Here is a 26,647-nt window from a genome sequence, read left to right on the forward strand (position 1 = left end):
GCGGACTTCAATCGCCTGATGAGGACCGATCGAGCCACATAGTCGGCAATCTCTGGTGACCGTGTTCACTCGTCCAACCTCAACACCACCGGCGAAGCATAGCGTTTGCGGAGGCCAGGCGGGCCGAAAACGTGATGGCAGCGGAATCGGCACGTGGACGAAGTTAGCTCTGGCACGCCGACTTTGGTACGCGAGAGCTCGCGCGGCAACTGGAGCCCCAAAAGAGCTGACAGACCGGAGCAAGCTAGTAGTGTTTCGGCGGTGTGGGGTTCGGTGCTTGCGCTAGGGGTTCTGGTAGGCCTCGACCCCATGCGCCTTGGCATCACCTTGCTCGTGATCTCACGGCCACGCCCCGTGCAGAACCTCCTGATGTTCGGCGCCGGATGCGTCACGGCATGCATACCCACATTGGTGTTCCCGCTGACACTGCTGCACCTCACACCCATGTTCAAGTCCACCGCGGAATCCTGGGCCCGCAGTTCCACGGGCGGTTACATTCAAATAGTCATGGGCTCGGTCGCGCTGATGACCGCCACGATGCTGACCGTGCACTTCTGGGTGCGCCGACGGGCGGAGGTGACGACTCCGAAGACCGGCATGTCGACCCTGGTGTCGGACCCGGATACGTCGACGCCGGTCTCGCGACTCCTTGCCCGAGCTCGGGAGACGCCTGCAGAGGGCGGGTCGATTTTCCGGCGGTTGTTGCGGCGCGGCCACGACGCGTGGGAAGACGGCTCCCTATGGGTCTCCTATGTCATCGGCTTTTCATTTGCCGGGGCACCCCCCGACGTGGCCCTGTTCCTGCTTGCGATCGTCGTCGTCTCGGGAGCTGCGGTCGGCACGCAGATCACCGCGACCATTGCGTTCGTCGTCGGTATGCTCGCCGTGGTCGAGGTCGTTCTGATCAGCTACCTGGCCGCGCCTGCGAAAACCGAGGCAGTCGTGCAGCGGCTACACGACTGGGCCTGGGCACACCATCGAAAGATTCTGGTGGCCATGTGCGTCCTGGCCGGCGCAATGCTCATCGCCAAGGGTGTGAACAGCATCTGACCGGCAGGCAGTCGCCGACTCGCCCGGTCCTCACCGGGTCAGGCGCGACTGGCGACCGCCACCGTGGGGCCGAGTCCGCGCCGGGTCCGGAACTCGACAGTGATGGCCGGATCGGCATGTCGGCCAAGCGCACGCAGAGCCGACGGACTGTACGCACGAAGCGAACTTATGAATCCATCGTGTTGCAGCGGCGAGATTCCGACGAACGGCAACACCGCTGCCAACAACGCAACGTGCAGGGGTGCCGGCGGCCTGGGCAGGTCGACGATCAGCAGCTTCTTGGCGGCCCGGGTACCTGCAGCGAACACACGGGCAGCTAGCTCAGGAGGAAGGTGGTGCAAGGACAACGCGAACACCGCCAAGTCGTAATAGCCTTCCGGCGCGTCGATTTCGGTGGCATCCATTTCCCGTACCGTCGCGCGCGGGTGGTTGCCGAGGTCGCCCGCTTCCATACCCGCGACAAAGGCGGGCTCGATATCGGTGACTGTCACCTGCGCGGTCGGATGCTTGGCCAGTAACTTGCGCGACAAGCCACCGAGGCCGGCACCGAGTTCGAGGATCCTCGGCGAGGGCACGTCCGCCACCTCACGAAGCGCCATCCGTGCGCACTTGTCGTGGATGCCAATTCGCCGACGCCGACCGGCGCGGTCGAGTGAATCCATGACCTTACGTTTCAGGTCGTCGACGTCGTCGCGATCCAGATACTCCAGCCGATCGGTCTGCAATCGCCGATCCAGCCAGGAAGCGTCTGGTCCGCCCCGGGGCATCTCCGCAATGTCGCAGGTTCTGCTAGCCACGTGGACCATCATGGATCATCACGGTCGTGATCCGACCCGAAGTCGCAAACTCATCGGAGTAGGTGATCAGCCCACTCGCCTGAGATGGGCGAACTTCTCCAGCAAGTCCGCGGTCGCCGCAACACTTTCGGCGGGATTGGTCATCTGAACTGCTACTTCGCGGGCACGAGCCGCAAATTGCGGTTCGAGAATCGTCCGCAGGTCGGACACCAACGACTTTCGTGTAGTGGCCGAAAGGCGCCGGGTGGTACCGACTTTCAGCCGTTTGATGCGAGCTCCCCACAGCGTCTGGTCCAGATCCGTCGAGAGGACCAGGGTAGGGACGCCGGCGCGGAGGCCCGCAGCGGTGGTACCTGCACCACCGTGGTGCACGACGGCGCGGCAGGCGGGGAACGCGGCCGAATAATTCATGGTGTTCACCACTTTGACATGGTCGGGATGTGCGACACCGCTGAAGTCGCTCGCGCCGGCACAGATCAGTGCTCGTTCACCCAACTCCGCGGTGGCAGCACTGACCATCTCGAGCGTGTCAGCGGCCGAATCGACCGGCATGCTGCCAAACCCGAAGCAGATCGGTGGTGATCCGGCGGCGATCCAAGAAGCGATCTCGTCATCGGTATCGGTCGGCAACTCCATTGTCAACGCACCGACAAAGGGCCGCTGGCCGTCCCACTCAGACCATTCGGCAGCCAGCCCGGGAAAGTAAATCTCGTCGTAGGCTTGGATTTCCAGCGAGCCCCGCTCGGCCACTCTCCATGCGGAGGGGCCACTGGCCTTCGGCAGGCCCAGCTCTCTACGCTGCGGATCCTCAAGCCGTTTCATCATGGGCCAACTGAGCCACTCTGACGCTCTCATCATCGCGCGAGCCAACCGGGGCGGTAAGGACGGGACGAGCTGACCGTTGGGCCGCAGCGGGAACACGTGCAGCATGGCGAACGGGATGTCGAGAGCCTCCGCGACATTACCGGCTGCCTCCTCGCCGATCACGCCGGTGAAAAGTAGATCGGCGCCGTCCGCCAATGACATCAGCGTCTTGCTCACCTCCTGCCAGTACTGGTCAAACAGATGCCATTCCTCGCGCAACAGGCCGGCCAGATCCCTGACCCTCCAGAAGTTCTTCCAGAACTTGCGCAGGAAGCGAGCCCAGAAGTCACGGTTCAGGTCTTGCCACACGCGCACGTCCGGCCCGCAGGGTATGGCTGCCGGCCCGGCCGCCTCGACGAACTCAACCAGATCAGGCGAGACGGCCATCCGTACCTCGTGTCCCCGGCGCAGCAACTCGCGGCCGACCGCGACACCCGGCTCGACGTCACCGCGAGTCCCGTAGAAAGCCAGTACAAATTTCATCGCGGAGACCTCGCGCCTTTCGATCGTCGCGCCCATGGACGCCCAGAGACATCGGTCATTATCCCGATCCCCCGCCGGTTCCGGTCCAAAACCGTGCAGGCGGATCACGAGGAACGTGCGCAAGGTCTGACGGCGAGCCGAAATACATCCATCAGCCGTGCACGCGCACCGTCTCCAGGCCCGTGGAGGACGTCCGGCCGCTCCGAATTGTCCGAGGATGCGTCCCGGCCGGCCGGTCGGCAACATCGCCAGGCCACTCGGTTCGAAGATCAAACTGCAATGACAGCAACCACTCTCAGCAACGAACAGTGGCGGTGCAACCCGAGCACCCACGGCGCGCACGCACGAAGAAGTCAGATCAAGATCACCAGAGTTGCGAAAGCTGCAAAATGCAAACAACCAGCGGGTAGTGTCCCGGGCCGTGTGGGGCTCACTACTCGGGATGGCGGTTCTGATGGCGGTCAATCCCGCTCTGCTCGCCCTCATCCTCCTGGTGATCTCCCGCCCACGTCCGGTGCAAAACCTGCTCGTCTGTTGGATCGGCTGTCTCACGACCAATATTCCGGCACTGGTAATCCCAGTGATGATGCTGCACCGCGCGCCTATGTTCAGTCCTCAGGCTCCGGGCGCGGGGACCGCGACCCGGCACATACAACTCGGCATGGGCGTTCTCGTATTGTCGGTTGCTGCGCTGATCGCGGTGCGCTTCTGGGTGCGCCGCCGAGCACACGCGCAAGCACTGAGCGGCAGCGGCGCCAGCCAGGTGCTGGAATCGGAGAGGCCGGCCCCGATCTCGTCACCGTTCGCCGGTATCGAAGAGACGGCCGAGGGCGGATCAGCCATTCGACGGCTGTTCGGACGTCTTCAAAGAGCCTGGGACAGTGGCGCTTTATGGGTCGCGTTAGTCTGCGGAATGGGATTCTTGCCTGGATTCCCGTTGGTCCTGTTCGTGGCGACGACCGTGGTCTCCTCCGGGGCCTCGACGGGAACGCAGATCATCGCCGTCATCCTGTTCGTTGTCGCGATGTTCGCGGTTTTCGAAGTTGCCGTGGTGAGCCATTTGGTCGCACCGGTACGGACCCAGGCGGTGCTGCAACCAGTGCACGACTGGGCGCTGGCAAACCGCCGCCAGATAATGATCGGCATATTTGTGATGATCGGCCTACTACAGATAGTGAGGGGCTTGGGCGTCATCTGAGGTGGTGGTGGTCGGCTATTCGAACGGATCGGATGCCCAGCGGCTCCGATATGGGACCCGCACGGCTAACCTGCGTCAGTCAAGAAGCCTTGGACGGCAAACCGTTCCAGAAGATCTGCGGTGCTGGCGACGCTTTCGTCAGGTGTGGTCATCTGCGTAGCGACCTCGCCGGCCCGAGCGGCATATTTCGGATCGAGAATCGTGCGCAGGTCTGCGACCAGCGAGTCGCTGGTAACTGTCGAGATACGCCGGCCCAAACCAACTTTCAACTGCTTTACCCGAGCTGCCCAGAGTCCCTGATCGAGCGCGGTCCAATACACCAGCATCGGCACTCCGGCCCGCAGCCCCGCTGACATCGTGCCCATACCGCCGTGGTGCACCAGCGCCCGGCAAGCTGGGAAGACGGCCGCAAAATTCACCGTGTCCACGACCTTGACCCGGCCCGAGTCAGAGGTCGGGCCGAACTCGCTCGAGCCGGCACACACCAACGCCCGCTCCCCCAGCTCCCTACAGGCCGTATCGATCATGGCGAGCGTGTCCGAGGGCGATTTGACCGGTGTGCTGCCAAAGCTGAAGAAGATGGGCGGTGTTCCGGCCGCAATCCAGGCGGCCACGTCGTGGTCGCCCACCGTTGTCAGTTCCATCGTCAATGCTCCGACGAAGGGCCGTTGACCATTCCATTTCGCCCATTCGCCGGCCAATCCGGGAAAGCAGACCTGATCGTAGGCTTGGATCTCGAGTGATCCACGTTCAGCGATCCGCCGCGGCGAGGAGACAGCGGCCTTCGGCAGACCCAGCTGACGGCGTTGAGCATCGTCGAACTTCTTCACCCCACGCCAATTCACCCACTCGTAGACCATCAGCACACCCCGCCCCAACACAGGCGGCAGGAATCCGAGCATCCGGCCATTGGGCCGCACCGGTGAGACGTGAACAGTCGCCAACGGAATGCGGTAATACTCAGCAACATTCACGGCAGGCGGCTCGAAATTCAGAAAAGTGATCAGCAAGTCCGCCCCGTCCGCCAGCGACTTCAGCGTGGTAGAGATTTCCTCCCAGAAACCGACTACAGACTCTCCGATCTCCCGCATCTCACGCCACAGTCCGGCAAGTTCGCGCACCTTCCAGAAGTTGCCGAAGAATCGAATCCAGAAGTCTCGGTGCGCATCCGACCACACCGCAGTATCCGGCCCATACGGGACCGTCGGCAGGCCTGCTGCCTCGGCGAAGTCCACCAGGTCCGGTGACACCGCCAAACGCACGTCGTGCCCCCGACGCAACAGCTCGCAACCGACCGCGACGCACGGTTCCACGTCGCCACGAGTTCCATAGCTCGCGAGCACCAATTTCATAGCGCATCTTTCGACAGAGATCTCCGGTCGACCGGTTTACGAACAACGCTGAAGCACTGAATGTCCGGGGGTCGAAACGCCAAGGCTACCCATGCGTTAACGCGCGCGTCAGTGGATTTCCCCAGTTAGGCCAAACTCGGTCAGGGTTTTTTCTGCCAGTTCACGCAACGCGCAGACGGTGTTCTCCGCTCCGGGCTGATAGGCACCGACACTGATGAAGATCTTGCCGCTGATGCGTCCGGAGAGAATGACGGCGCGGCCGCCTGTTCGTTCGAGGAACTGCCGCGATTCCCGTTGCCCCGTCGTGCGTGCGTTGGCGAAGGCGGCTGTGGTTCCATCGGCCTGACTGATCAATGGGCTCAGATCGCCGAGATACGAAGCGAACACAGGCTGGTCGGGATCCGCCGGTGCGCGGGCCACCATCTGCCTGAGCATCCGGTTCGGCACGAACGAAGGCAGCCACAGCAATTGCTCGGACTCGTCCTGGGACTCTTTCAAGCTCCTCAGCGTCTGTTTGACGGCAGCTCGAATGTCGCGCAGATCCGTGGTGGCCTGTGCCGGATCGACGGCAACCCGCGCATACGACAACGCCATGGCGCGGGTGTCGTCCTCGGAAGTACGGTCGCTGATCGGGATCTGGAGAGTGACGACGCCATCTTTCGCGCGTACCCGCCCGATACCTTCCCCGAATTTGGCCGCGAACGCCGCGGCCAGCGTGTGGCTCCCTCCGCCGAGAGCTTCTGCTCGGGCATCCCAGTCATCCAGATCGACGAATATCGTCAGTGCCGGCACCAGGACAACGTCATCGGCACCGAATGCCTTGGCGGGAACGGGCTGCGGCGCCGGTCGACGGCGATCGTCAACTGCAGTGCGAGTCTGTTTCCGGGCCGATTTGATCGCCGCGACCAGGGCCCGCGCCACGTTGGGCACATCCCGGGATGTTTGCCGAATATCCTGCCCCAACGCGCGCAGTCGTGTGCGCGACTGCGGTTGCGGGTATCCGAGATCCCGAGTTCTGCCCAGGACCCCTTCGATGATGACGAGCGCCAACCCGAGGCCATCGATCAAGTTGTGCGAAAGTACCAGGCTGACCGCCGTCGAGCCGTCGTCGAGGGTGACCACACCGAGGTGCCAGCTCGGACCCGACTCCGCATTGACGGTGATTTGCGAACGTTCAGCGACCCAGTGACTCAATTCACTTCGCGGACGGCTCGACTCGGCGACGTCAAGGTCTGACGGTCCACGATCCAGCACCCACCGGTGGCGGGCAACCGACAGCGCAGGACGCTCGATGCGGCGGCCCAACAGTCCACGACCGAGAAAGTGGTGAAACCGCCGCAACCCTTCGAGATCGACAGGACCCTCATACAACCACGTGACCTGTATGACGACGTTCATCCCGGCGGCGTGATGTTCCGCCAGTAGTGCCTCGTCTGCCAATGCGAGCCGATTATCCAGTGATGCAGACCGTTTGGACGCGCCGCGGGTTCTCATCAGGCCCAAGTCCCCCGGCGCCGGTGAGCCATCGCAACGACCTCGTAACGCAACTTCAGCAGGGATGGCCGGATGAATCGATTGAGTTTGTGCAAGCGGAAGGAATTCTCGAAGACCTTTCGAAAACCTTGTTCGCTCGCCCGGTATTCGGCATAGACGCGGTCCAGCGCGCTCTGGTCCCAAGATTCGTCGAGCGCAGCCGCGTGGAGCGTCTCATAGACGACAGAAATCCAGTCCGTGCCGAACGTTTCCTGCACCGGCTCACTCTGGCGCTGACGATGTAGATCCGGTGTCAGAAACTCCTCGATCGCCGCCTCATCGCGCGTATCCAGATCGATACCAAGGGCTAGGGAGATCCGCTTCACCTCCCGACGCCAATCATCGAGAAGGTTTGCGTATTCGACGAACACGCGCGGCAGACCGCGTGTGTCCCTCTCGGCCAACAGATTGAACTTCAGCCAAAGTGCGCTTCCGAGCTCCGGCAACGTCAGGAAGTCCGCCGCACCGGAGGCGATGACTTCCTGCGGCGGACGCACCATGTTCACCACAGCGATGTCAAAGCCCGCCATCCGCGCGGCCTCGAACCACAAACTGGACAGCAGCGTTATCTGAAGATCTTTGATGAGTACAAGAGGCGCGGACGGCAACGTAGCGAGAAACTGCCCGATTTTGTTGATGCAGGCTGCCTTCTCGTCTGCATCAAACCCCCCTTCCTCCTGCAAGCGCAGTGAGGCGTCGAACACGGCACTGCCGTGGCTGCGCAGAATCGTGTTGTTGAGATGCAGCGACGCACGTGGCTCCCAGTATCCACGGGGGTTTCGCGGATCGGCACCCGACAGCCCGGCGGGGAGCCGCGCTCCGCACAGGGAGAGAACTCGGGTAACCGCCGACGTTCCAGATCGGGGCACACCCAACACGAACAGCGCGACCGGGCGAGCAGCAACCTCGCCGCTTGAGGCTCGGTTCACAAGCACCACTCCGCCAACGGTGGGTCCGAAATTGGGCGGCTTACGTCAGCAACGTATCCGTCGGGTTGCGATTGCTGCGAATCGCACTTCACCGCAGATACTCTCGACACTAGCGCATCCCTATCGGGCGAAACCCGGCTACCACTCGGCGCCTCCAGGATCAGAAGTTGTTACAGGTATTGAAGGCTTGCTCAATCGAGCCGAGGTACGGCTGGAACAGCGGAGCATTCGCGACATCCTGGGCCGTCCGAGCGCGCTTATCCGGTGTGTCAGCGAGGAATTGACGTAAGCCGCGTTGCAATATCGGCGATTGGTCGAATGCCATGCGGACTTGGGGATCCTGCGCATCGAGCGCCGCTACCAACTGCGGGTACGTACACGTCGTGTTGATCGCGGAATCCAGGTTGGGCCCTGCGGATGCGATACCGACCCCAGCGGTCAGCGACACGGCCAGCCCTCCCACTCCGACGGCCAACCCGGTCAAGGACGGACGGAACATATGCAAACTTCCTCCCTACCATTGCTCCCGACCATTCCGACTGTAATCGGCCCGGCCGGATTACATCCATAAATTCCACAGGTCGGCCATGACACGAAATCACACGTCCTGCTTGACCAGTGGGCCGGCCGGCAGTGTCGCAGGCCCCAGAACCGCACTGGACGGCCGCTGTCGGACCCTCAGCGGCCACCAGAACCACCGCCCGAGCAGTGCCGCGATCGCCGGCGTCATGAATGCACGTACCACCAGAGTGTCGAAGAGCAACCCCAGCCCAATGGTGGACCCGACTTGCCCGATGATGCGTAAGTCACTGACCACCATCGACAACATGGTGAACGCGAACACCAGGCCGGCAGACGTCACCACCTTGCCGGTGCCGCCCATCGCCCGGATGATGCCCGTATTGATCCCGGCCCCGACCTCCTCCTTCATCCGCGACACCAACAGCAGGTTGTAGTCAGAACCGACGGCCAGCAGAACGATCACGGACATCGCCAGAACGAGCCAGTGCAATTCGATGCCGAGGATGTGCTGCCAGAGGAGCACCGAGAGTCCGAACGCCGCCCCCAACGAAAGTGCCACCGTGCCAACGATCACCAACGCGGCGATCAGACTCCGCGTCACGATCAGCATGATGCCGAAAATCAGGCACAGCGCGGCGACGCCCGCGATCAAGAGGTCGAATTTGGACCCGTCACGCAGATCTTTGTATGTCGCCGCGGTGCCTGCCAGGTGGATCGATGCGTTCTCCAGCGGGGTCACCTTGATCGCTTCTTCGGCGGCCGTCCGCACGGCATCGACCCGCGCGATGCCCTCAGGTGTTCCGGGATCACCCCGGTGGGTCAGAATCAGCCGCACTGCCTTGCCATCCGGTGAGAAAAACAGGCTCATCGCACGTTGGAAGTCCTTGTTCTCGAACACTTCCGGAGGCAGATAGAACGAGTCGTCATTCTGGGCGCCGTCGTAGATCTGGCCCAGCGCGGTAGCGTTCGAGGTCGTCTCGTCCATGATCGCGATCATCCCGGACATGGTGCTGTGCATCGTCAGCATCATGGTCCGCATCGACTTCATGATGTCGATCATCGGCGGCAGTTGCGTGACGAGTTGCGCCTGTAACCCGTCGACCCGCACCAGGTTGTCGAGCAGTTTGTGCAACTGGAGGCTGAGCTTGTCCGTTCCGTCGAGCGCATCGAATACCGATCGGATGGCGAAGCAGACCGGAATGTCGTAGCAGTGTGGTTCCCAGTACAGGTAGTTGCGGAGCGGCCGGTAGAAGTCGTCGAAGCTCGCGACGGTCGCCATCAACTGGTCGGTGAGTTCAGCTGTTTCGCCCGTCAACAGCACTGTGTTGTGAGTGATCGAGCCGATCAGCTTCATCAGGTTGTAGGTCCCCTGCATCTGCGTGATCATCTTCTGCATGTCGTCGGCCTGCTTCAACATGTCATCCATGCGGGCTTTGGCGAACGGCACGATCTGGAGCAGGCCTGCGCTCTGCAGGCTGATCTGAAAGGGGATCGACGTACGCTCGATCGGGCTCCCCTCGGGACGGGTGATGCTCTGGACCGTGGCAATTCCCGGTACGGCGAAGACATTCTTGGCCAGTTTGTGGAGTACCAGAAAGTCCGTCGGATTGCGCATGTCGTGGTCTGCCTCGAGCATCAAGATGTCGGGCGTCATTCGCGACTCGGGAAAATGTCGCTCCGCGGCCGTGTAGCCGAGATTGGCCGGAATGTCTTGGGGGACATACAGTCGGTCGTCGTAGCTGGTCTGGTATCCGGGCAGAGCCAGCAGCCCGACGAACGCCACCGCACACGCCGCCGCCAGAATCGGCACCGGCCATCGGACCACCGCGGTGCCCACACCACGCCACCTACGGACCATCAGCTTCCGCTTGGGTTCGAAAAGCCCGAACCTGCCGCCGACGGCGATGACAGCCGGGACCAGCGTGACGGCCACGGCGACCGCGACCGCCATGCCGACGGCCGATGGTATGCCCATCGTCTCGAAATACGGCAAGCGGGTGAAACTCAGACAGTAGAGAGCTCCGGCAATGGTCAAACCCGATGCCACAACGACTTTGGCTACGCTGGCATAGGTGGTGTAGAACGCGGTTTGGCGATCCTCGCCGGCCTGGCGTGCCTCGTGGTAGCGCCCGACGAAGAATATTCCGTAGTCCGTTCCGACCGCGATCCCCAGCGACACCAGCAGATTGACCGCGAAGGTCGACAGCCCGATGAAATCCTGGTCTCCCAGGAACGCGACTACTCCCCTGGCTGCCTGCACCTGGATGCCGACCATGATCAGCAAGAGAACGACAGTGATGATCGAGCGGTACACGAACAGCAGCATCGTGAAGATCACCACCAGGGTGACCAGAGTGATTCTGATGATCGACGTATCACCGGCGTGGTTCATATCCGTCATCAGCGGTGCCGGACCAGTGACGTACGCACTGACCCCAGGCGGCGCAGGCGTGCCTGCCACGATGTCGCGGACAGCCTCGACGGATTCGTTCGCCAGGGCTTGGCCTTGGTTACCTGCGAGATTCACCTGGACATAGGTACTCAGAGCGTCGGCACTTTCGACGCCAGCCGCGGTCAGTGAGTCTCCCCAGTAATCCTGGACGTGCTGCACATGTGTGGTGTCGGCTCGCAACTTGCGGATCAGCGCGTCGTAATAGCCGTGTGTGTCTTCGCCGAGAGGTTGCTCGCCCTCCAAGACGATCATCGCGACGCTGTCGGAATCGGATTCCTTGAACACCTGGCCCATTCGCTGCATGGCCCGAAACGACGGCGCGTCTTTGGGGACAAGCGATACAGAGCTTTCGCGCCCGACTTGTTCCAGCGAAGGAACTGCGAAGCTGACTACGGCGGTGATCATCAGCCAGCCGAGAATGATCGGCACCGCCAGCCGATAGATCACCCGAGCGATCAACGCTGGTCGGCCGTCTGGCTGCCGACTGCTCATACGGCCTTCACCGCACGAAAGGAAGACGTTTTCATGCCGGTCAGCGCTCTTCCCTCTGCAGGATGGAGCGGACAAGCTGGGCGCGTCCGGCCGTCCGACGTGAGGCACTGAGAGGGCGTGGATGCACCTGCTGTGGCCACCAGAACCACCGCCCGAGCAGAGCGGCGATCGCCGGCGTCATGAAGGCACGTACCACCAGCGTGTCGAACAGCAACCCGACACCGATGGTGGCGCCCAGCTGACCGATGGTGACGAGGTCGCTGACCACCATGGCGAGCATGGTGAACGCGAACACCAGGCCGGCAGCGGTAACCACCTTGCCACTGCCGCCCATCGCCCGGATGATGCCCGTATTGATCCCGGCCCCGATCTCCTCCTTCATCCGCGACACCAACAGCAGGTTGTAGTCAGAACCGACAGCCAACAGAACGATCACGGACATCGCCAGAACTACCCAGTTCAATGGCATGCCGAGGATGTGCTGCCAGATGAGCACCGAGAGCCCGAACGCTGCCCCCAACGAAAGTGCCACCGTGCCAACGATCACCATCGCGGCGATCAAACTCCGCGTGACGATCAGCATGATGCCGAAAATCAGGCACAGGGCTGCGACCGCAGCGATCAGGAGATCGTAGGTGGACGCTTCGACCAGGTCTTTGACAGACGCCGCGGTACCCGTGAGAGAGATCTTGGCATTCTGCAGAGGTGTGCCTTTGAGCGCTTCTTCGGCGGCGGTTTCAATCGGGCCGACCAGCGACATCCCCTCGGTGGTCGCCGGGTCGCCCCGTTGCGAGATGAGCATGCGGGCGGCCTTCCCATCCGGAGACAGGAAGATGTCCATGACGCGTTGAAAGTCCTTGTTCTCGAATACTTCTGGAGCGAGATAGAAGGAGTCGTCGTTCTGGGCGGCGTCGAATGCCTTGCCCATCGCGGTAGCGTTGTCGGAGGTCTCCTCCATTTGCTCCATGATCCCGGACATGGTGCTGTGCATCGTCAGCATCATGGTCCGGGTGGATTCCATGGTCGAGATCATCACCGGAAACTGCTCTGCCAGTTGCGGCAGGATCGCGTCGAGTCGATCCAGATTGGCAACCAGGTCAACCATTTTGACCGTGATCTGGTCAATGCCGTCGAGGGTGTCGAACACCGACCTGATAGACGAACAGATCGGAATCGTGTAACAGTGCGGCTCCCAATAGAAATAGTTGCGGATCGGTCTGAAGAAATCGTCGAAGTTCGCGACGTGGTCGCGCAGTAGATTAGTTGTCTCCTGCAGCTCGTGCGTATCGGCGACCATCCGGTGCGTGGTGCTGACCATCTCTTCGGTCAAGGCCTGCATGCGCTTCACGATGGCGATCGTTTTCTGCATGTCCTCGGCCTGGACCAGCAGATCGTCCATGCGATTCTTCTGGAACGGCATCAGATGCGTTTGAGACGCGTTGCTCATGCTCAGCATGTACGGGATCGTCGAGTGCTTGAGCGGCTCACCGCCGGGGCGAGTCGGCGCCTGGACCGTCGAGACGCCGGGGACCGACAGCACTCCCTTGGCCAGCTTGTTCAGCACCAGAAAGTCGACTGGATTCCGCATGTCGTGGTCGGCCTCGACCAACAGAATGTCAGGCGCCATCATCAACGACTGCGGGAAATGTCGGGTGGCCGCCGCGTAACCCACATTGGCCGGAATGTCTTGCGGAATGTACTTCTGGTCGTTGTAACTGGGCTTGTAGGCGGGAAGCGCCAACAGTCCGATCAGCGAAACCGCGCATGTGGCAACGAGTATGGGCCCGGGCCATCGCACGACCGCGGTGCCGACCTTCCGCCATCGACGTACCGCGATCTTCCGCTTGGGTTCGAACAATCCGAAGCGGCTGCCTGCCGCGATGACCGCGGGAACGAGCGTGACCGCAACCGCGACTGCGGCGACCATGCCCACAGCGGTTGGAACGCCGAGAGTTTGGTATACCGGTAGCCGGGTGAAATGCAAACACAGAATCGCCCCGGCAATCGTCAAACCGGACCCTACGACCACCTTTGAGACACTGCGGAAAGTCGTGTAGAAAGCCGCTTCCTTGTCCTCCCCGGCCTGCCTCGCCTCCTGATACCGACCGGTGAAGAAGATTCCGTAATCCGTGCCTGCCGCGATCGCCAGTGCTACCAGCAGGTTGACGACGAACGTCGTGATTCCGATGACTCCGAGACTGCCAAGGAACGCGACCACCCCTCGGGCCACCGTCAATTCGATGCCGACGACCACCAGCATGAGAACGACAGAGATGATCGACCGATAGACGAGCAACAGCATCACGAAGATCACTGTGAGGCTCAATGAGGTGACCAGCGCGACCGTTCTGTTGCCGGCGGGGCCGAGATCCGCTGCGAACGCTGCCGGTCCGGTGACGTAGGCGTTGATTCCCGGAGGCGCTGGTACCCGCTCGACGATCGCTCGCATCGCCTCCAGCGATTTGATCGCCGAGATCTCCTTGTTTGCAGTCAAGGTCACTTGCGCATAGGTGGCCTTGCCGTCGACGCTCTGGGCCGCACCCTGAGTCAGCGGATCGCCCCAGAAATCTTGGACGTGCTGCACATGGGTTGGGTCGGCCTCCAACTGACGAACTATGTCGTCGTAATAGCCGTGTGCCTCGTCACCGAGGGGTTGGTCGCCCTCCAGCACGATCATCGCGACGGCGTTGGAACCTGACTCGCCGAACAGCTCACCCATCCGCTGCATCGCCTCGAACGAGGGAGCAGCGGTGGGATCCATCGCGACCGCATGGTCTTTCTCCACCTGCTCGAGCGAGGGAACGGCCACGCTCAACAGGACGGTGATGGCCAACCACGCCAGAATGATCGGCACCGACAGTCGACGGACCATCCGCGCGACGAACGGCGGTGGTGCGCTCACCGGCAACGGCTCCGTGGCGGGTTCGCTGTCGGTACTCATGCGGCCTTCAGCACGCAGAAGGTAAAGGCGCTGACCCCTTGCCGAACCTTCTCGTCTTTGACTTCATCGCCGACCAGGATGCGGCACCCGATGCTGTCGGTGTTGCCCTGCGCCGTGACGTTTCCCATCGCCGTCGCCTCGGAAATCGGGAACTCCACCGACCATGGCAGTGTCGCATCCTTGACCAGTTGTGGCTCAGCATCGGCATCGAAATAGCTGATCGTCGCGACTGTCCCCGGCGGACCGAACACCTCGTACACCAGGTGCTTGGGGTCGTGAGGCCGCTTCTCCTCACGTTCTGCACTCGTATAGGTGGGGCGACTCTGACTGCCGAAGACACCGTGCAGTCGCGACACGGTGAACCCGCCCGCGACTCCCACCATCACCAGTACAAGCGGAATCCACAGCCGCTTCAGGATCCTGAAAATCGCGAGCTCCTCCGACTGTCTCCGTGCCGACACCTTGCGTGGTGCGCAAACATGCATTTGTGATCGGGTGCGGCCAAACGAGCCCGGCCCACGGGCCGCACTCCGGGTTTGACCGTCCGCGAAGCCCCGCAAACGTGCGATGGCCGCAAGGAGCGCACCCGATCCCGAAGAGTAAACCATGCCCGTCCGTCAATTTGTCGCAAACGACGTAGTTCATCGGAATCGGTTAGACGCCTTGACAATCACCGCAAGGGCGCTTGCGCTGGCACACCAACCATCACCGCCGATGGCAGCCCCGATCCGGTACTGCCGAACCTTCCTCACACCGCCGAAATGTAGGAACTGGATGTGGACCCGCTATGAAAGGACCATGGAGTGCGCCATTGCTGCGGACGGCCGGCAGGACGCAGCATGCCACGATGAATCCATCCGATCAAGCGGTTGTAAACCCACTCGTGGCTACCCACTACCGTGGTCAGACCACCTCAACGGTGGCCGGGGCGAGGTCGGCTATCGCCTGACGAATCGCCCGGGGCCGGGGCACCGCCCCTGCGGGGTACACCACGGTGGTTTGCCAACCCGGGTTGCCGGTGCGGATCGTCCACGCGTGGCTGTAGACGACGCCGCGGAAGTCTCGGGAAGAATGAGTGACAGCCGTGACGCTGTCCCACGGCCGGAAGCCCGGGTCGTCGGCAGCCGAAGGCGAGTAGCCGATCCCTTCGTGCGACAGCCAAAGGTGGGTGCGCCCGTACGAGCGGATGATTCGAACGGGCATTGCGACAGCCGCCAGCACGGTGGCCAGCAAAGCCATCGCAGTCAACACCGTCATACCGATCGCAGCGAGTCCGGTGGTATCGAGCTTGTCGATACCACCGGCACGGATCGCCCTGCGCACGAATCTCGTCACGCTCGAGGCCACCACGGCAACGACGACCAGCGCCAGCGCGGCGGACAACCAGAACACGATGCCCAGCGGATTGTGCACCTCGGCAACGGCGCCGGCCGGCTCTGGCGCTTCGCGTTCGGGCTTCACCGCCTTGGCTTCCTGATATGCGACGAGCCCGAAACCTGTCGCCAGAAGCAACGGAGCCGTCACCGGCCCCCAGAGCGAGCCCGACAATTCTCCGCGACCCCAACCAGCGACCAACAGCACTCCCCCGGCCACCGACACGATGGCCGCAGCGACGAACGCCCAAACCAGCGGACTCATCCGATAGACCGAGGCAGCAGAACGTCTGCGGTCATGCTCCCCGCGCGTCATCACCGTGCCGCTATGGCAAGAACCGGGCGATCTGAGGTGACGGCAGTGTCTGGGCGGCACGCGCCTGCCGGACGCCGACCGCTCCACCGGCCGCTGTCATCAAGAGCATGCCGGCAAGTCCGGGGAGCACGGCGAACAACAGGTCGCTCGTGCTGGCGGTGCGCAGATAATCGGCGTATCCCAGCCGGAACGACTCTGGCACCGCAGGCATCGAATGCGGCTGCGCTGCTGGGGGTTCCGACGGCTCGGGCCGGCCCCGGCCGGGAGCCGCAGGCGGTGCCGCCACCGGCGGTGCCACGGGCACCGGGACGGCGACGACCGGCGCGGGAGGGACCGCCACGGGGGCCGGCGCCGGTGCGATCGGAGCAGCCGGCGTGACGGGAGCCTTGGGCGGGGTCGACCGGATGACGATCGTGCGGCTGCTCGGGGCCGTTGGCACGGGCGCGAGGTTCGGGGCCCGGCCGAGGTTTCCGTTGGTCGGGGCGCCCGCGGCCCCGCCTCCGCCGCCGCCGGCCATGACTCCCGTGGATACCTGACCGGCGCTGCCCGACAGGACCGCCGACGGAGCCGGTCCCACGCTGGTGCCGGCGCTGGACGACTGCGGTGATTCGGCGAACGTTCCCGTGCGCGCCGCGGCCCCTGGAGCCTCGGCGCCGCCCACGCTGGTGGCGGTCTGACCGGTCGAGATCTTGGTGGTCCTCGTGGTCCCGATCTTCGCTTCGGGCTTGGTGCTCTGGGCCGCGTTCTGCCCTCCGAGGCCGCCACCGGAATTCTTGACTCCACCGCCACGCTGCGGGCCCACATTGGCCACGGCGTGGGACTTTTTGTTCTTCTTCTTGTGGTCGAAGAGGTCGTGTATATCGACACCGAACAAATGCGCTGAAGCCACCCCGGTGCCGAGCATGCCCGGCCCAGCGACCATGGCCCCGCAAGCGATTGCACAGCCAGCTGCGGTGTTACGCACCCATGACCGGTCCACGAATGAGCCCCCCAGAAGATTTCGCGGAATATCCGCGCGCACTGGAACAGGTTCCCATTGTGGCATACCGACGTTCCGTCGGATTTGCTGGACCATGATTCGAAATAGCGGCCGCGTCAATGTCGGCCAACGGAGCGGCTTACGGCGATACCCTTTGTCCGTGGTGGTCAGCGAGTTCCGCCGCTCGGTGTGTATGCCCGAGATGGCGCTGAACAACCGCGTGTCGGCGCGCACTCGACACTATGCGCAGAGCGTGTCGAGCCGACTGCGGGTGTTGACGATCGCGACGTGGATCGCCGCCACGGTGTCGGCCGGTTTCGGAATCTTCCAGCTGGCCCTTGACGGACCGATGTGGCGGCTCGGCTTCGTCAACCTCGTTTCTGCAGGTCTGTTCGTTCTGGTGCCACTTCTGTACCGCTTCGGCGAACTCATCGCGCCGCTGGCGTTCTTCCTGATCGCGTACGTGTCCGTGTCCGTGATGTGCTTCGCGATCGGTACCGGCTCGGGTTTGCAGTTCTATTTCGTGGTGGCGGTATCGCTGGCGGTGCTGGTGCTGGGGATCGAGCGCATCGTGCTGGCGGCCACGTTGGCAGCCTTTGCCGTCGCCGCCACCATCGCGCTGCAGATCGTCGTTCCAGAGGATCGTGGTCTCGGGCCACCATGGGCCCTGACCGCCGGCTTCGTGGTCTCCACGGTTTCTGCGGCGGTAATGGTGTTTGCCACCGTCTGGATGTCGTTACGCGAGATCGCGCGCGCCGAGCAGGCGATGGAAGCCGAATATCAACGATCCGAACAACTGCTGGCCAATATCCTGCCGGCCACGATCGCCCAGCGACTCAAGGAACCGTCACGCACGATCATCGCCGACAAGTACGACGACGCTTCGATCCTGTTCGCCGACATCGCCGGTTACACCGAACGGTCCAGCGATATCACCCCCACAGAGCTCGTGCGCTTTCTGGACCGGCTCTACACCGACCTCGATGCTCTGGTGGACCGGCACGGCTTGGAGAAGGTCAAGACCAGCGGCGACTCCTACATGGTGGTCTCGGGGGTGCCCAGGCCACGGGCCGATCACATCGAGGCACTGGCCTGCCTGGCCCTGGACCTCGCCGCTGCCGTCGCAGACCTCAAGGATCCACGAGGCCGCGCAGTGCCGCTGCGGATCGGGCTGGCAGCCGGGCCCGTGGTGGCCGGCGTGGTCGGGGCCCGCAAGTTCTTCTATGACGTCTGGGGCGACGCGGTCAACGTGGCATCGCGAATGGAGACCACAGACATCGCCGGCCGAATTCAGGTGCCGCAGAACGTCTATGACCGAATCAGCCATGCCTTCGTGTTGGAGGAACGTGGTGATGTCGAGGTCAAGGGCAAGGGGCTGATGCACACCTGGTACCTGGTCGGGCGCCGCGACGAGGCGGTACGCATCCGGCTCGAGGATGCGAGCCCGGTGAACACCGCCCCGGTCGTGCCGCCGGCCGGCGGTTAGACGGTTAGACCTTGCGGTTCTCCGATTTGATCAGCCAGGCCAGCTTCTCCAGACCGTCGATCAGCTGGTGCAGGATGTCTGCCGTGGTGGGATCGTGCGCATCCACCGAGTCGTGGACGCTTCGCAAGGTGTCCACAGTCGCGTAGATCCGGGTGGCGATGAGGTCGACCACCTCGCCGGTGCTGCGCTCATAGGCGGGAAACTGAGGAAGCGTCGTGCTCGCCACGACGGTGTCCGAGCGTCCGTCCGGGACGGCGTCCAAAGCGCGCATCCGCTCGGCGATCGTGTCGCTGCCCTCCCTGGCGAAATCGACCACCTCGTCCAGTTGCAGGTGCAGATCCCGGAAGTTGGTGCCGACGACGTTCCAGTGGGCCTGCTTGCCCTGAACCCCCAGCTCGATCAGGTCGACGAGCACCTGCTGCAGATGGCCGCCCAACTCCGGGGTGGCTTGGAAACCTTCGATGTCGGATTCGTTTCGACGTGTACTCATGCCATTCACAACGATGCATAATCTGGAATCAATCCAGATTAATGAATCTGTGGCCACGCTCACAACGGCTGCTCACCAGTCACCTGGTCCTGCTGACTGAGCAAGCGTGCGTAGCCGGCGCCCATGCCCAGCAGCGCCAACCCGACAACGATGAACACCGCGACGCGGAACATCCCGTCGAGGGTTCCCAGATCGAACAGGAACAGTTTCGCCATGGCTGCCGCCACGAGTGCCATTCCGCCGCCGATCGGCAGCGATCGCTGCGCTCTGGGGCGCCGTGCCGCGTAGCCGAGCAACCCGGCGGCCACCGCGATCCAGCAGATGGTCGCTGCCATGTGGCCGCCGAAGAAGCCGGCCCCGGTACCGCCGATGAGAACACCGGCGGTGACGCTGAACACCGTGACCGCATATCCCGCCGCCGCGGCCGCGACCATCCACACCAACCGGGCCACTTCCTGATCTCCTTCACCGGCGACCGACCACGAGATGGCAGCGGCCGCGGCGATCGCCAGAACACTACCGATCAGCACCGAAACCGTAAGGCCTGCAGACATTTTGGTGGCGCTGAGCAGGATGTCCGGAGCAGCGGAGTCGAGGTAGATCACGCCGCCCACCACTGCCAGGCCGACAGCGATGGACCGCGCAACATCCTGGTGGCGCCCGGCCACGGCGACCACCGCGGACATCGCCAACACCACCGGCCCGGCCACTGGCCCGTCGAAGGCGACCAGGACCGCGATCAGCGCGGCGACCGCCGCCAGTACCGACCACACCTGGCGCACCACGATGCCCACGCCGGGCAGACGGTCACCGAGGGCCACGATCGCCACCAATGTTGCTGCCAGCGCCGCTGCCAGCAGCGCTGCAATGACGCGATCGACCGCTCCGCCCACACCCAGCACCGGGAGAACGCCGCCCGCTGTCAACACCGCCGTCGCCGCCGGTCTGGTGGTCCAACGCAACACGAGCACGCCGCCCGCCAACGCCAGTACGGCCGCGAGCCCGCAAGTCATCGCGAGCACCAGGTCGTCCCGGCCATCGATCGACGCCGCCGCCACCGCGATCAACAGTGGCAACGTGAGCGCGGCCATACGCGCCGCATACAACCAGAGCCAGTCCCGGCCGAACTGCAGCGGCAGTGCGGCAGCCGACAAGGCGAGCATGAAACCGATCAGCAACAGCGTCACCCCATCGGTCACGACGGGTGCCAGGGCGACGAGCGGCACCAGCACCAGCAAGCCCAGCTGTTCTGAGTTCCACCGGCGCGCCAGCATCAGGCCGCCGCCACCGATCACCGCGGCCAAGGCCAGACCGAACGGTGCCGACACCCAGCCGTAGATCGTCGTCACGGCAATCACGTCCATGTATGCGGCGGCGACACCGGTCGCAGCCAACGAAATCGCGCCGGCCCGCCCGCCCGGCCGGCGATAAAGCCACCATCCGGCACCCACCAAGCCCGCAGCCAGGGCAGCGCCCGCGGCAACCCGGAACTCGGGGCGCAAGATTCCTGCCTGCGCGGCCAGCACCAGCAGCAACACCACACCTGTGAGCGTCACGGTCACCCCGGCCACCGCGAGCGCCTTGCCGATCCAGCCTTCCGATCGCTGCGGGCGAACCGCGGGCACAGGCGGCGGAACCGGTGTGGTCGGCGCCGGGGACAGTGACGGCGCAGCGGGTGGGGCCCACGGCGTGGGCACGGGTGCCGGTGGCTGATCGAGCATGCGGCCCAAGGCACCCAGATCTGCCGACACCCGGTTCATATACGCCGATATCGCAGCCAGATCCGACGACATCCTGGCGATCACAACGCGATGAGGTTCGCTCATGCGCTCAGCGTGGCAACAAATTCGGCTGCCGTGATGAGTAGGACTACTCGTCGAGGCCGTGTTCGATGGCGTAGCGGGCCAATTCGACCCGGTTGGCGACCTGCAGTTTGCGGAACGTCGCCTGGACGTGATTTTCCACCGTGCGGTGGCTCAACGACAGGCGGGTGGCGATCTGTTTGGCGGTCAACCCTTTAGCCACGTACCTCAACACCTCGGTCTCCCGCTCGGTCAGGCTCGGAGTAGCCGGGCCGTCGGCGGGCTGTTGGGCGATGCGCCGGTACTCACCCAGCACGAGGCCGGCCAGCCCGGGGGTGAACACCGCCCGCCCCTCGGCGGTGGCCCGCACCGCTGCGGTCAGATCAGCTTTCGACGCGCTCTTGACCAGATACCCCGTGGCTCCGGCCTTCACCGCTTCCAGGACGTCGTCGCGTTCGTCGGAGGCCGACAGCACCAACACTCGCGACGACGGTGACACCGTCAGCACTTCCGCGGTGGCCGTGGAACCACTGCCGTCGGACAAACTCATGTCCATCACCACCACGTCTGGCTGGACCACACCGGCGCGCCGACGCGCCGATGCCACCCCGTCGGCGGTGGCCACGACGTCGAATCCCTCATCGCCTAGGTCACGTGCCACCGCGTCCCGCCAGATCGGATGATCATCGACGACCATCACCCGCAGTGCTGTCTCGGTCATGCCTGTCCCTTCTCGCTCGCGGCACGGGCCGGGCGAGGTAGCGTCAGCTCCCATTCCGTCCCGCATCCCGGCGCGGTGTGCAGCTGCGCCCGTCCGCCCAGCCAATCCATGCGGCCCACAATCGATTTCGTGACCCCCACATGACCTTCGCGGACCGCCTCGTCCAGCCTTCCCTCGGCAATGCCCACACCATCGTCGCGGATACTCACCGCCACCGAATCCCCCAGGTCTTCCAGCAGCACAAAAACCCGGGCGTGTGGCCCCGCGTGCGCAGCCGCGTTGTCGAGTGCGTTGCCGGCCGCGGCGAGCAGCTCGTGGGCGGTTTCGGAATCCAGCAGCACCGGCTCTGCCGGAATGCTCACCGATACCAGGTCCGAGGCCCGGGCCCGCAGCAACGCCCCGATGTCGGTGGCTCCACCGGTGTGCAATTCCGGGTCGGGTGCGCTGACCAGTCGGCGCAGGGCGCGCTCCTGCTCACCGGCCAGTTCAGCCAATTGGGCTGCCTCACCGCCGATCTCGCGTCCCCGCCGCGACACCAGCGCCAGCACTTGGATGGCTCCGTCGTGTACCCGGCGCGACAAGCGCTCCCGCTCCTCCAACGAGGCCGCCAGCCGTACCGCACGCTCCAACTCCGCATGGGCACGACGTGCGGTCTGTGCGGCCATGCCCACCGCCAAACCGACGGCCAATTCGATGACGACGGTGGCGTTACGGCCCAGGTTGACGCTGACATAGCCCTTGAGCGCAGCCGCGGCAGCCATCACTGCCAGCCCGGCCGTCATTCCGCCGACGGGGCCGAACTGCAGTGCTGCCGAAATGGTGGCATTGGTCGCCCACAAGGTGGTGGGCCAGGACTGGTTGTCGGCGATCCACTGATCGGACGCCACCCATTCGGTGGAGAGCATGAGGGCCAGGACCACCACGATCTCGGCGATCACCCATGAGGGACGGCGGCCGAAACCCTGAAGGTATGCGACGGCACACGCGATGCTCCAGGCGATCAGCACGGCGCACAGCGCGGCTGCCGGTACCGGACGCGACAGGTCGTCGTTGATCGCGATCTGAAAGCCCAGCGCGTACAGACAGCTCAGCAGCCGAAAGATCTGCGCGGCACGCCACAACGGGGTGACCGGGTCCGGGCGGCGCTGCATTTGCCCAGCATAAAGTGGCCGGCCGGCGACCGGGTGCAGCGATTTCGCGCGTCGGGCCTACCGGTCACCCCGGGCCACGGGACGGTCCGGATCCGACGCCCATTCCGACCACGACCCCGGATAGAGCGCCGCATCCACCCCGGCAGCAGCCAGGCCGGCCACGGCGAGCGCTGCAGTCACGCCCGACCCGCAATAGGCACCCACCTCTGCACCCCCGGCCACGCCTCGATCGGCGAGCAACGCGTGGAGCCCGGCGTCCGCAGCCAACGTGCCGTCTACGGCGAGCAGCTGGGTGCTGGGCAGATTGACCGCGCCAGGGATGTGGCCGGCCACCGGATCCAGCGGTTCCACGTCACCACGGAAGCGTTCCGGGGCCCGCGCATCCAACAGCACTCCAACCCCGGACTGCGCCTGTTCGGCGGTCAGGGTGCGCAGCGCGCCGTGGTACAGGTCGTGGTGAACGACGTCGACGTCGCCGGATTCGGGCGTGACCGGGCCGGATTGCAGCGGTTCACCCGCCGCCGACCAGGCGGCCAGACCGCCGTCGAGAATGCGTACACCGTCGATCCCGGCCGCGGTGAGCACCCACCAGGCCCGGGCCGACCCGGCTCGGTTCCAGTCGTCGTAAACCACGACTGGTACACCCGCGCGCACCCCCCAACGACGCGCCGAGGACTGCAGATCGGCTCCCGAGGGCAGCGGATGACGGCCTCGGCCGGTGATGCGGTGATCGGCCAGTTCATCGTCGAGGGACACGTAGACGGCACCGGGCAGGTGACCGTTGAGATAGGCCTGTTGACCGTCGGGCTCGGCCAATGACCATCGCACGTCCAGCACGGTGACCGGGGCGCCCGAGGCGATGCGGTCACGGAGCTCAGCGACCGTGACAAATACGTCATCTCGTGCCGAAACCACGTATCCGACGCTACATCACCTTCGACAGAAACTCCTTTGTACGTTCATGTTTCGGGTTGGCCATCACCTCGCGCGGAGGGCCGCTCTCCACGATTACCCCGCCGTCCATGAACACCATCTTGTCGGCGACCTCACGGGCGAAGCCCATTTCGTGGGTGACCACCACCATGGTCATGCCCTCGCCGGCGAGCTTCTTGATCACCGCCAGCACCTCTCCGACCAACTCAGGGTCCAGTGCCGAGGTCGGCTCGTCGAACAGCATCAGCTTGGGGTTCATCGCCAGGGCTCGGGCGATGGCCACCCGCTGCTGCTGCCCGCCCGACAGCTGGGCCGGATAGGCGTCCGCCTTGGCGGCCAACCCCACCTGATCGAGGAGATCTCTGGCCCGGGCCACCGCGGCGTCCTTCTTCACCTTCTTGACCCGGATGGGTGCCTCGATGATGTTCTCCAGCGCCGTACGGTGCGGGAACAGGTTGAAATGCTGGAACACCATGCCGATGTCGCGGCGTTGCCGGGCGGCCTCTCGCGGGGGCATCTCATGCAGCTTGCCGCCGCGCTCGCGATAGCCGATCAGCTCGCCGTCGACGTAGAGCCGGCCGGCATTGACCTGCTCGAGATGGTTGATGCACCGCAAGAACGTCGACTTTCCCGAACCCGACGGCCCGACCATGCACAGCACCTCACCCCGGCTGACGTCCAGGGTGACACCCTTGAGCACGTGCAGGGCGCCGAAGTTCTTGCACACACTTTCGGCCCGCACCATCGGTTCGGCGGCGGCGGTCATGGATGTGGTTCTCCCATCTGCGCTTTGGCCAATGCCTCGAGTTGTTTGGTGGTGAGTTTGCGTGAGGCACCCCGCGAGAAGTGCCGCTCGAGGTAGTACTGCCCGACCATGAGCACGCTGGTGATCGCGAGATACCAGGTGGAGGCCACCAATAGCAGGGGCACCGGTTCGAACAGCGCCACGCCGATATCTTTTGAGCGCCCATATAATTCGAAGCTGTACGGGACCGCGGTGACCAGCGACGTGGTCTTCAGCATGCTGATGAATTCGTTGCCGGTGGGCGGGATGATGACGCGCATCGCCTGGGGCAGAACCGTGCGGCGCATGGTCATTCCCCAGGACATGCCTAGCGCGGTGGAGGCCTCGGTCTGACCTTCGGGCACCGAGATCAGACCGCCGCGGATGATCTCGGCCATGTAGGCGGCCTCGTTGAGGCCGAGGCCGAGGACCGCCAGCCAGAACACATTCGGATCGGACAGGCTGAACTCGAACAACCGCGGACCGAAGGGTACGCCGATCTGAATGTTGTTGTAGATGACCGGGACGAGCCCCCAGAGCACCAATTGCACATAGATCGGCGTACCGCGGAATATCCACAGATAGGTCCACGAAACGGCCTTGAGGACCGGGTTCGGCGACAGCCGCATCACCGCGAGCAGCACGCCGAGGACCAGCGCCAGGATCATCGAGTAGATGGTCAGCTGCAGCGTGTTCCAGGCTGCTTCCGAAATGCGTTGGTCGAAGAGGTACTTGGCGTACGTGTCCCATCCGTACGCCTCGTTGGTCGCCGCGCCATAAACGAACAACCCGAGCAGGACGAGTATGACGATCGCCGCCACCCACCGCCACGGATGTCGCAGTGGAACAGCGTCGATGGCGGGTGGCGGCGATGCATCACTCATCGGCGGCTCAGTTGATCGCACCATTGACGACCGGCTTGTCGATCATCCCGTTCTCTGCACCCCAATTGGCGGCGACCTGTTTGTACACACCGTTGTCGATCAGGTGCTGAAGTGCTTGCTGCAGTGACGCGGTAAGCGGTGATCCCTTCTGCACGGCCCAGCCGTACGGGGCGGAATCGAAGATGTCCCCTGCCGCCTCCAGCTTTCCGTTGCTCTGCTTGATCGCGTACGCCGTCACCGGGGAATCCGCCGACATGGCGTCGGCCTGCCCGAGCATGACGGCACTGGTGGCGGCCGTCTGGTCGTCGAACTTGACCACCTGGATCGCGGGTTTGCCGTCCTTGATGCACTTCTCGTTGCGCGCGGGGAGTTCTTCGGTGTCCTGCACCGTGGCCGTCTGGACGGCGATCTTCTTGCCGCACGCGTCCTCGGGGTTGATCCCCGCACCGACCTTCTGCGCCCAGGCCGAGCCCGCATTGAAGTAGGTCACGAAGTCAACCTGTTCTTCACGCTTCTTCGAGTCGGTGAACGAGGACATGCCGAGGTTGTAGTTACCGCCTTGGACCGACGGGATGATTTTGTCGAACAACGACGCCCGGTACTCCGGTGTGAGGCCGAGGGTGGCAGCGATCGCATTCATCAGATCGACGTCGAAGCCGATGATCTGGCCGGCGGGGTCCTTGAATTCGTTGGGCGGGTACGACGGGTCGGTGCCGACGATGAGCTTGCCGCTCGACTTGATCGGTTCGGGCACGGTGTTGGCGATCGCATCGACCTTCTCAACCTTTGCCGGGTTGGTCGCCTTGGTTTCGGAACCGCCGGATTCGGTATTGTTCGCGCAGCCCGACATGGCGAGCGCACCGCTTGCGGCGACGACCACCGCGAAACGCCACAACTTGCTTCGTCGGGGACGACATCCAACAGTCACGGTTGCCTCTTCTCTTTCGTCTGCGGCTGTGGTTGGGCTATCCCAGATCGGAGACGTTAACGGCAATGCCGCGCAGTTAAGCGCGTGACTGGTGTGGCAAGTGTGACACGCCGCGTGGGGTACCAGTAGGACAGCGGAACTCCCGGTATCGATGGATTGTCCGTCCAAAGACACCATCACACCAGGG

22 protein-coding genes are annotated in these 26,647 nt (G+C 63.8%); 3 read left to right on the forward strand and 19 right to left on the reverse strand.

Annotation, left to right across the window (positions count from 1 at the left end; genetic code table 11):
* Positions 1-273: 273 nt before the first annotated feature.
* The gene (locus tag BKG60_RS20955; RefSeq protein WP_278247927.1) at positions 274-1,050 is read left to right on the forward strand and encodes a GAP family protein; all 777 of its coding nucleotides are present in this window, start codon (positions 274-276) and stop codon (positions 1,048-1,050) included.
* A gap of 38 nt (positions 1,051-1,088) precedes the next feature.
* Here the strand turns inward: BKG60_RS20955 and BKG60_RS20960 are convergent, their stop codons facing one another.
* Entirely contained in the window at positions 1,089-1,856 is a 768-nt protein-coding gene (locus BKG60_RS20960; RefSeq protein WP_070189470.1) for a class I SAM-dependent methyltransferase, read from the reverse strand.
* 57 nt (positions 1,857-1,913) lie between these two features.
* On the reverse strand, positions 1,914-3,194 hold the full coding sequence (locus BKG60_RS20965; RefSeq protein WP_070189469.1) for a glycosyltransferase: 1,281 nt from the start codon (positions 3,192-3,194) through the stop codon (positions 1,914-1,916).
* A 442-nt stretch (positions 3,195-3,636) separates the two neighbouring features.
* Here BKG60_RS20965 and BKG60_RS20970 point away from each other — a divergent pair, with 442 nt between their 5' ends.
* On the forward strand, positions 3,637-4,392 hold the full coding sequence (locus tag BKG60_RS20970; RefSeq protein WP_083284554.1) for a GAP family protein: 756 nt from the start codon (positions 3,637-3,639) through the stop codon (positions 4,390-4,392).
* Between the two features lie 65 nt (positions 4,393-4,457).
* Here BKG60_RS20970 and BKG60_RS20975 read toward each other — a convergent pair whose 3' ends face one another.
* From BKG60_RS20975 to BKG60_RS31765, 9 genes are all read right to left on the reverse strand, one after another.
* Positions 4,458-5,744 carry a glycosyltransferase gene (locus BKG60_RS20975; RefSeq protein WP_070945760.1) on the reverse strand — a complete coding sequence of 429 codons (1,287 nt, stop codon included), beginning with the start codon at positions 5,742-5,744 and terminating at the stop codon, positions 4,458-4,460.
* A gap of 108 nt (positions 5,745-5,852) precedes the next feature.
* Complete coding sequence (locus BKG60_RS20980; RefSeq protein ID WP_070945761.1) at positions 5,853-7,238, reverse strand: hypothetical protein; 1,386 nt, start codon at positions 7,236-7,238, stop codon at positions 5,853-5,855.
* Complete coding sequence (locus BKG60_RS20985) at positions 7,238-8,215, reverse strand: sulfotransferase family protein (RefSeq protein ID WP_374243246.1); 978 nt, start codon at positions 8,213-8,215, stop codon at positions 7,238-7,240. Before BKG60_RS20985 ends, BKG60_RS20980 begins: the two co-directional genes overlap by 1 nt.
* 151 nt (positions 8,216-8,366) lie before the next feature.
* Entirely contained in the window at positions 8,367-8,705 is a 339-nt protein-coding gene (locus BKG60_RS20990) for a hemophore-related protein (protein ID WP_070945762.1), read from the reverse strand.
* 99 nt (positions 8,706-8,804) lie between these two features.
* Positions 8,805-11,672, reverse strand: coding sequence for an MMPL/RND family transporter (locus tag BKG60_RS20995; protein WP_070945763.1), 2,868 nt, complete (start codon positions 11,670-11,672; stop codon positions 8,805-8,807).
* 40 nt (positions 11,673-11,712) lie between these two features.
* Positions 11,713-14,613, reverse strand: coding sequence for an MMPL/RND family transporter (locus BKG60_RS21000; RefSeq protein ID WP_070189404.1), 2,901 nt, complete (start codon positions 14,611-14,613; stop codon positions 11,713-11,715).
* Positions 14,610-15,020 (reverse strand): MmpS family transport accessory protein, encoded by a 411-nt coding sequence (locus BKG60_RS21005; RefSeq protein WP_083284560.1) that lies wholly within the window; start codon positions 15,018-15,020, stop codon positions 14,610-14,612. Before BKG60_RS21005 ends, BKG60_RS21000 begins: the two co-directional genes overlap by 4 nt.
* A gap of 496 nt (positions 15,021-15,516) precedes the next feature.
* On the reverse strand, positions 15,517-16,251 hold the full coding sequence (locus BKG60_RS21010; RefSeq protein WP_070945764.1) for a hypothetical protein: 735 nt from the start codon (positions 16,249-16,251) through the stop codon (positions 15,517-15,519).
* A 61-nt stretch (positions 16,252-16,312) separates the two neighbouring features.
* On the reverse strand, positions 16,313-17,224 hold the full coding sequence (locus BKG60_RS31765; protein ID WP_070945765.1) for a hypothetical protein: 912 nt from the start codon (positions 17,222-17,224) through the stop codon (positions 16,313-16,315).
* A gap of 250 nt (positions 17,225-17,474) precedes the next feature.
* On the opposite strand from BKG60_RS31765, the gene BKG60_RS21020 reads away from it, so the two are divergent.
* Positions 17,475-18,767: an adenylate/guanylate cyclase domain-containing protein gene (locus BKG60_RS21020; RefSeq protein ID WP_070184898.1), complete on the forward strand. Its 1,293-nt coding sequence runs from the start codon at positions 17,475-17,477 to the stop codon at positions 18,765-18,767.
* Between the two features lie 4 nt (positions 18,768-18,771).
* On the opposite strand, the gene BKG60_RS21025 is transcribed toward BKG60_RS21020, so the two are convergent.
* Genes BKG60_RS21025 through BKG60_RS21060 form a run of 8 tightly spaced genes read right to left on the reverse strand, consistent with a single transcriptional unit; the run spans position 18,772 to position 26,427 of the window.
* On the reverse strand, positions 18,772-19,257 hold the full coding sequence (locus tag BKG60_RS21025) for a Dps family protein (protein ID WP_070184895.1): 486 nt from the start codon (positions 19,255-19,257) through the stop codon (positions 18,772-18,774).
* 59 nt (positions 19,258-19,316) lie between these two features.
* The gene (locus BKG60_RS21030) at positions 19,317-21,083 is read right to left on the reverse strand and encodes a DUF2339 domain-containing protein (RefSeq protein ID WP_070945766.1); all 1,767 of its coding nucleotides are present in this window, start codon (positions 21,081-21,083) and stop codon (positions 19,317-19,319) included.
* 43 nt (positions 21,084-21,126) lie between these two features.
* Positions 21,127-21,780, reverse strand: coding sequence for a response regulator (locus tag BKG60_RS21035; RefSeq protein ID WP_070184893.1), 654 nt, complete (start codon positions 21,778-21,780; stop codon positions 21,127-21,129).
* Positions 21,777-22,931, reverse strand: coding sequence for a MacS family sensor histidine kinase (gene macS / locus BKG60_RS21040; RefSeq protein WP_070947240.1), 1,155 nt, complete (start codon positions 22,929-22,931; stop codon positions 21,777-21,779). The genes BKG60_RS21035 and macS overlap by 4 nt, the downstream gene beginning before the upstream one ends.
* Before the next feature lie 57 nt (positions 22,932-22,988).
* Positions 22,989-23,846 carry a sulfurtransferase gene (locus tag BKG60_RS21045; RefSeq protein ID WP_070947239.1) on the reverse strand — a complete coding sequence of 286 codons (858 nt, stop codon included), beginning with the start codon at positions 23,844-23,846 and terminating at the stop codon, positions 22,989-22,991.
* A gap of 10 nt (positions 23,847-23,856) precedes the next feature.
* On the reverse strand, positions 23,857-24,609 hold the full coding sequence (locus BKG60_RS21050) for an amino acid ABC transporter ATP-binding protein (RefSeq protein ID WP_070184897.1): 753 nt from the start codon (positions 24,607-24,609) through the stop codon (positions 23,857-23,859).
* Positions 24,610-24,626: 17 nt separating this feature from the next.
* Entirely contained in the window at positions 24,627-25,532 is a 906-nt protein-coding gene (locus BKG60_RS21055; RefSeq protein ID WP_070184890.1) for an amino acid ABC transporter permease, read from the reverse strand.
* Between the two features lie 7 nt (positions 25,533-25,539).
* On the reverse strand, positions 25,540-26,427 hold the full coding sequence (locus BKG60_RS21060) for an ABC transporter substrate-binding protein (RefSeq protein WP_070947238.1): 888 nt from the start codon (positions 26,425-26,427) through the stop codon (positions 25,540-25,542).
* Positions 26,428-26,647 lie beyond the last annotated feature (220 nt).

This window comes from Mycobacterium syngnathidarum, from assembly GCF_001942625.1.
Classification (GTDB): Bacteria; Actinomycetota; Actinomycetes; order Mycobacteriales; family Mycobacteriaceae; genus Mycobacterium; species Mycobacterium syngnathidarum.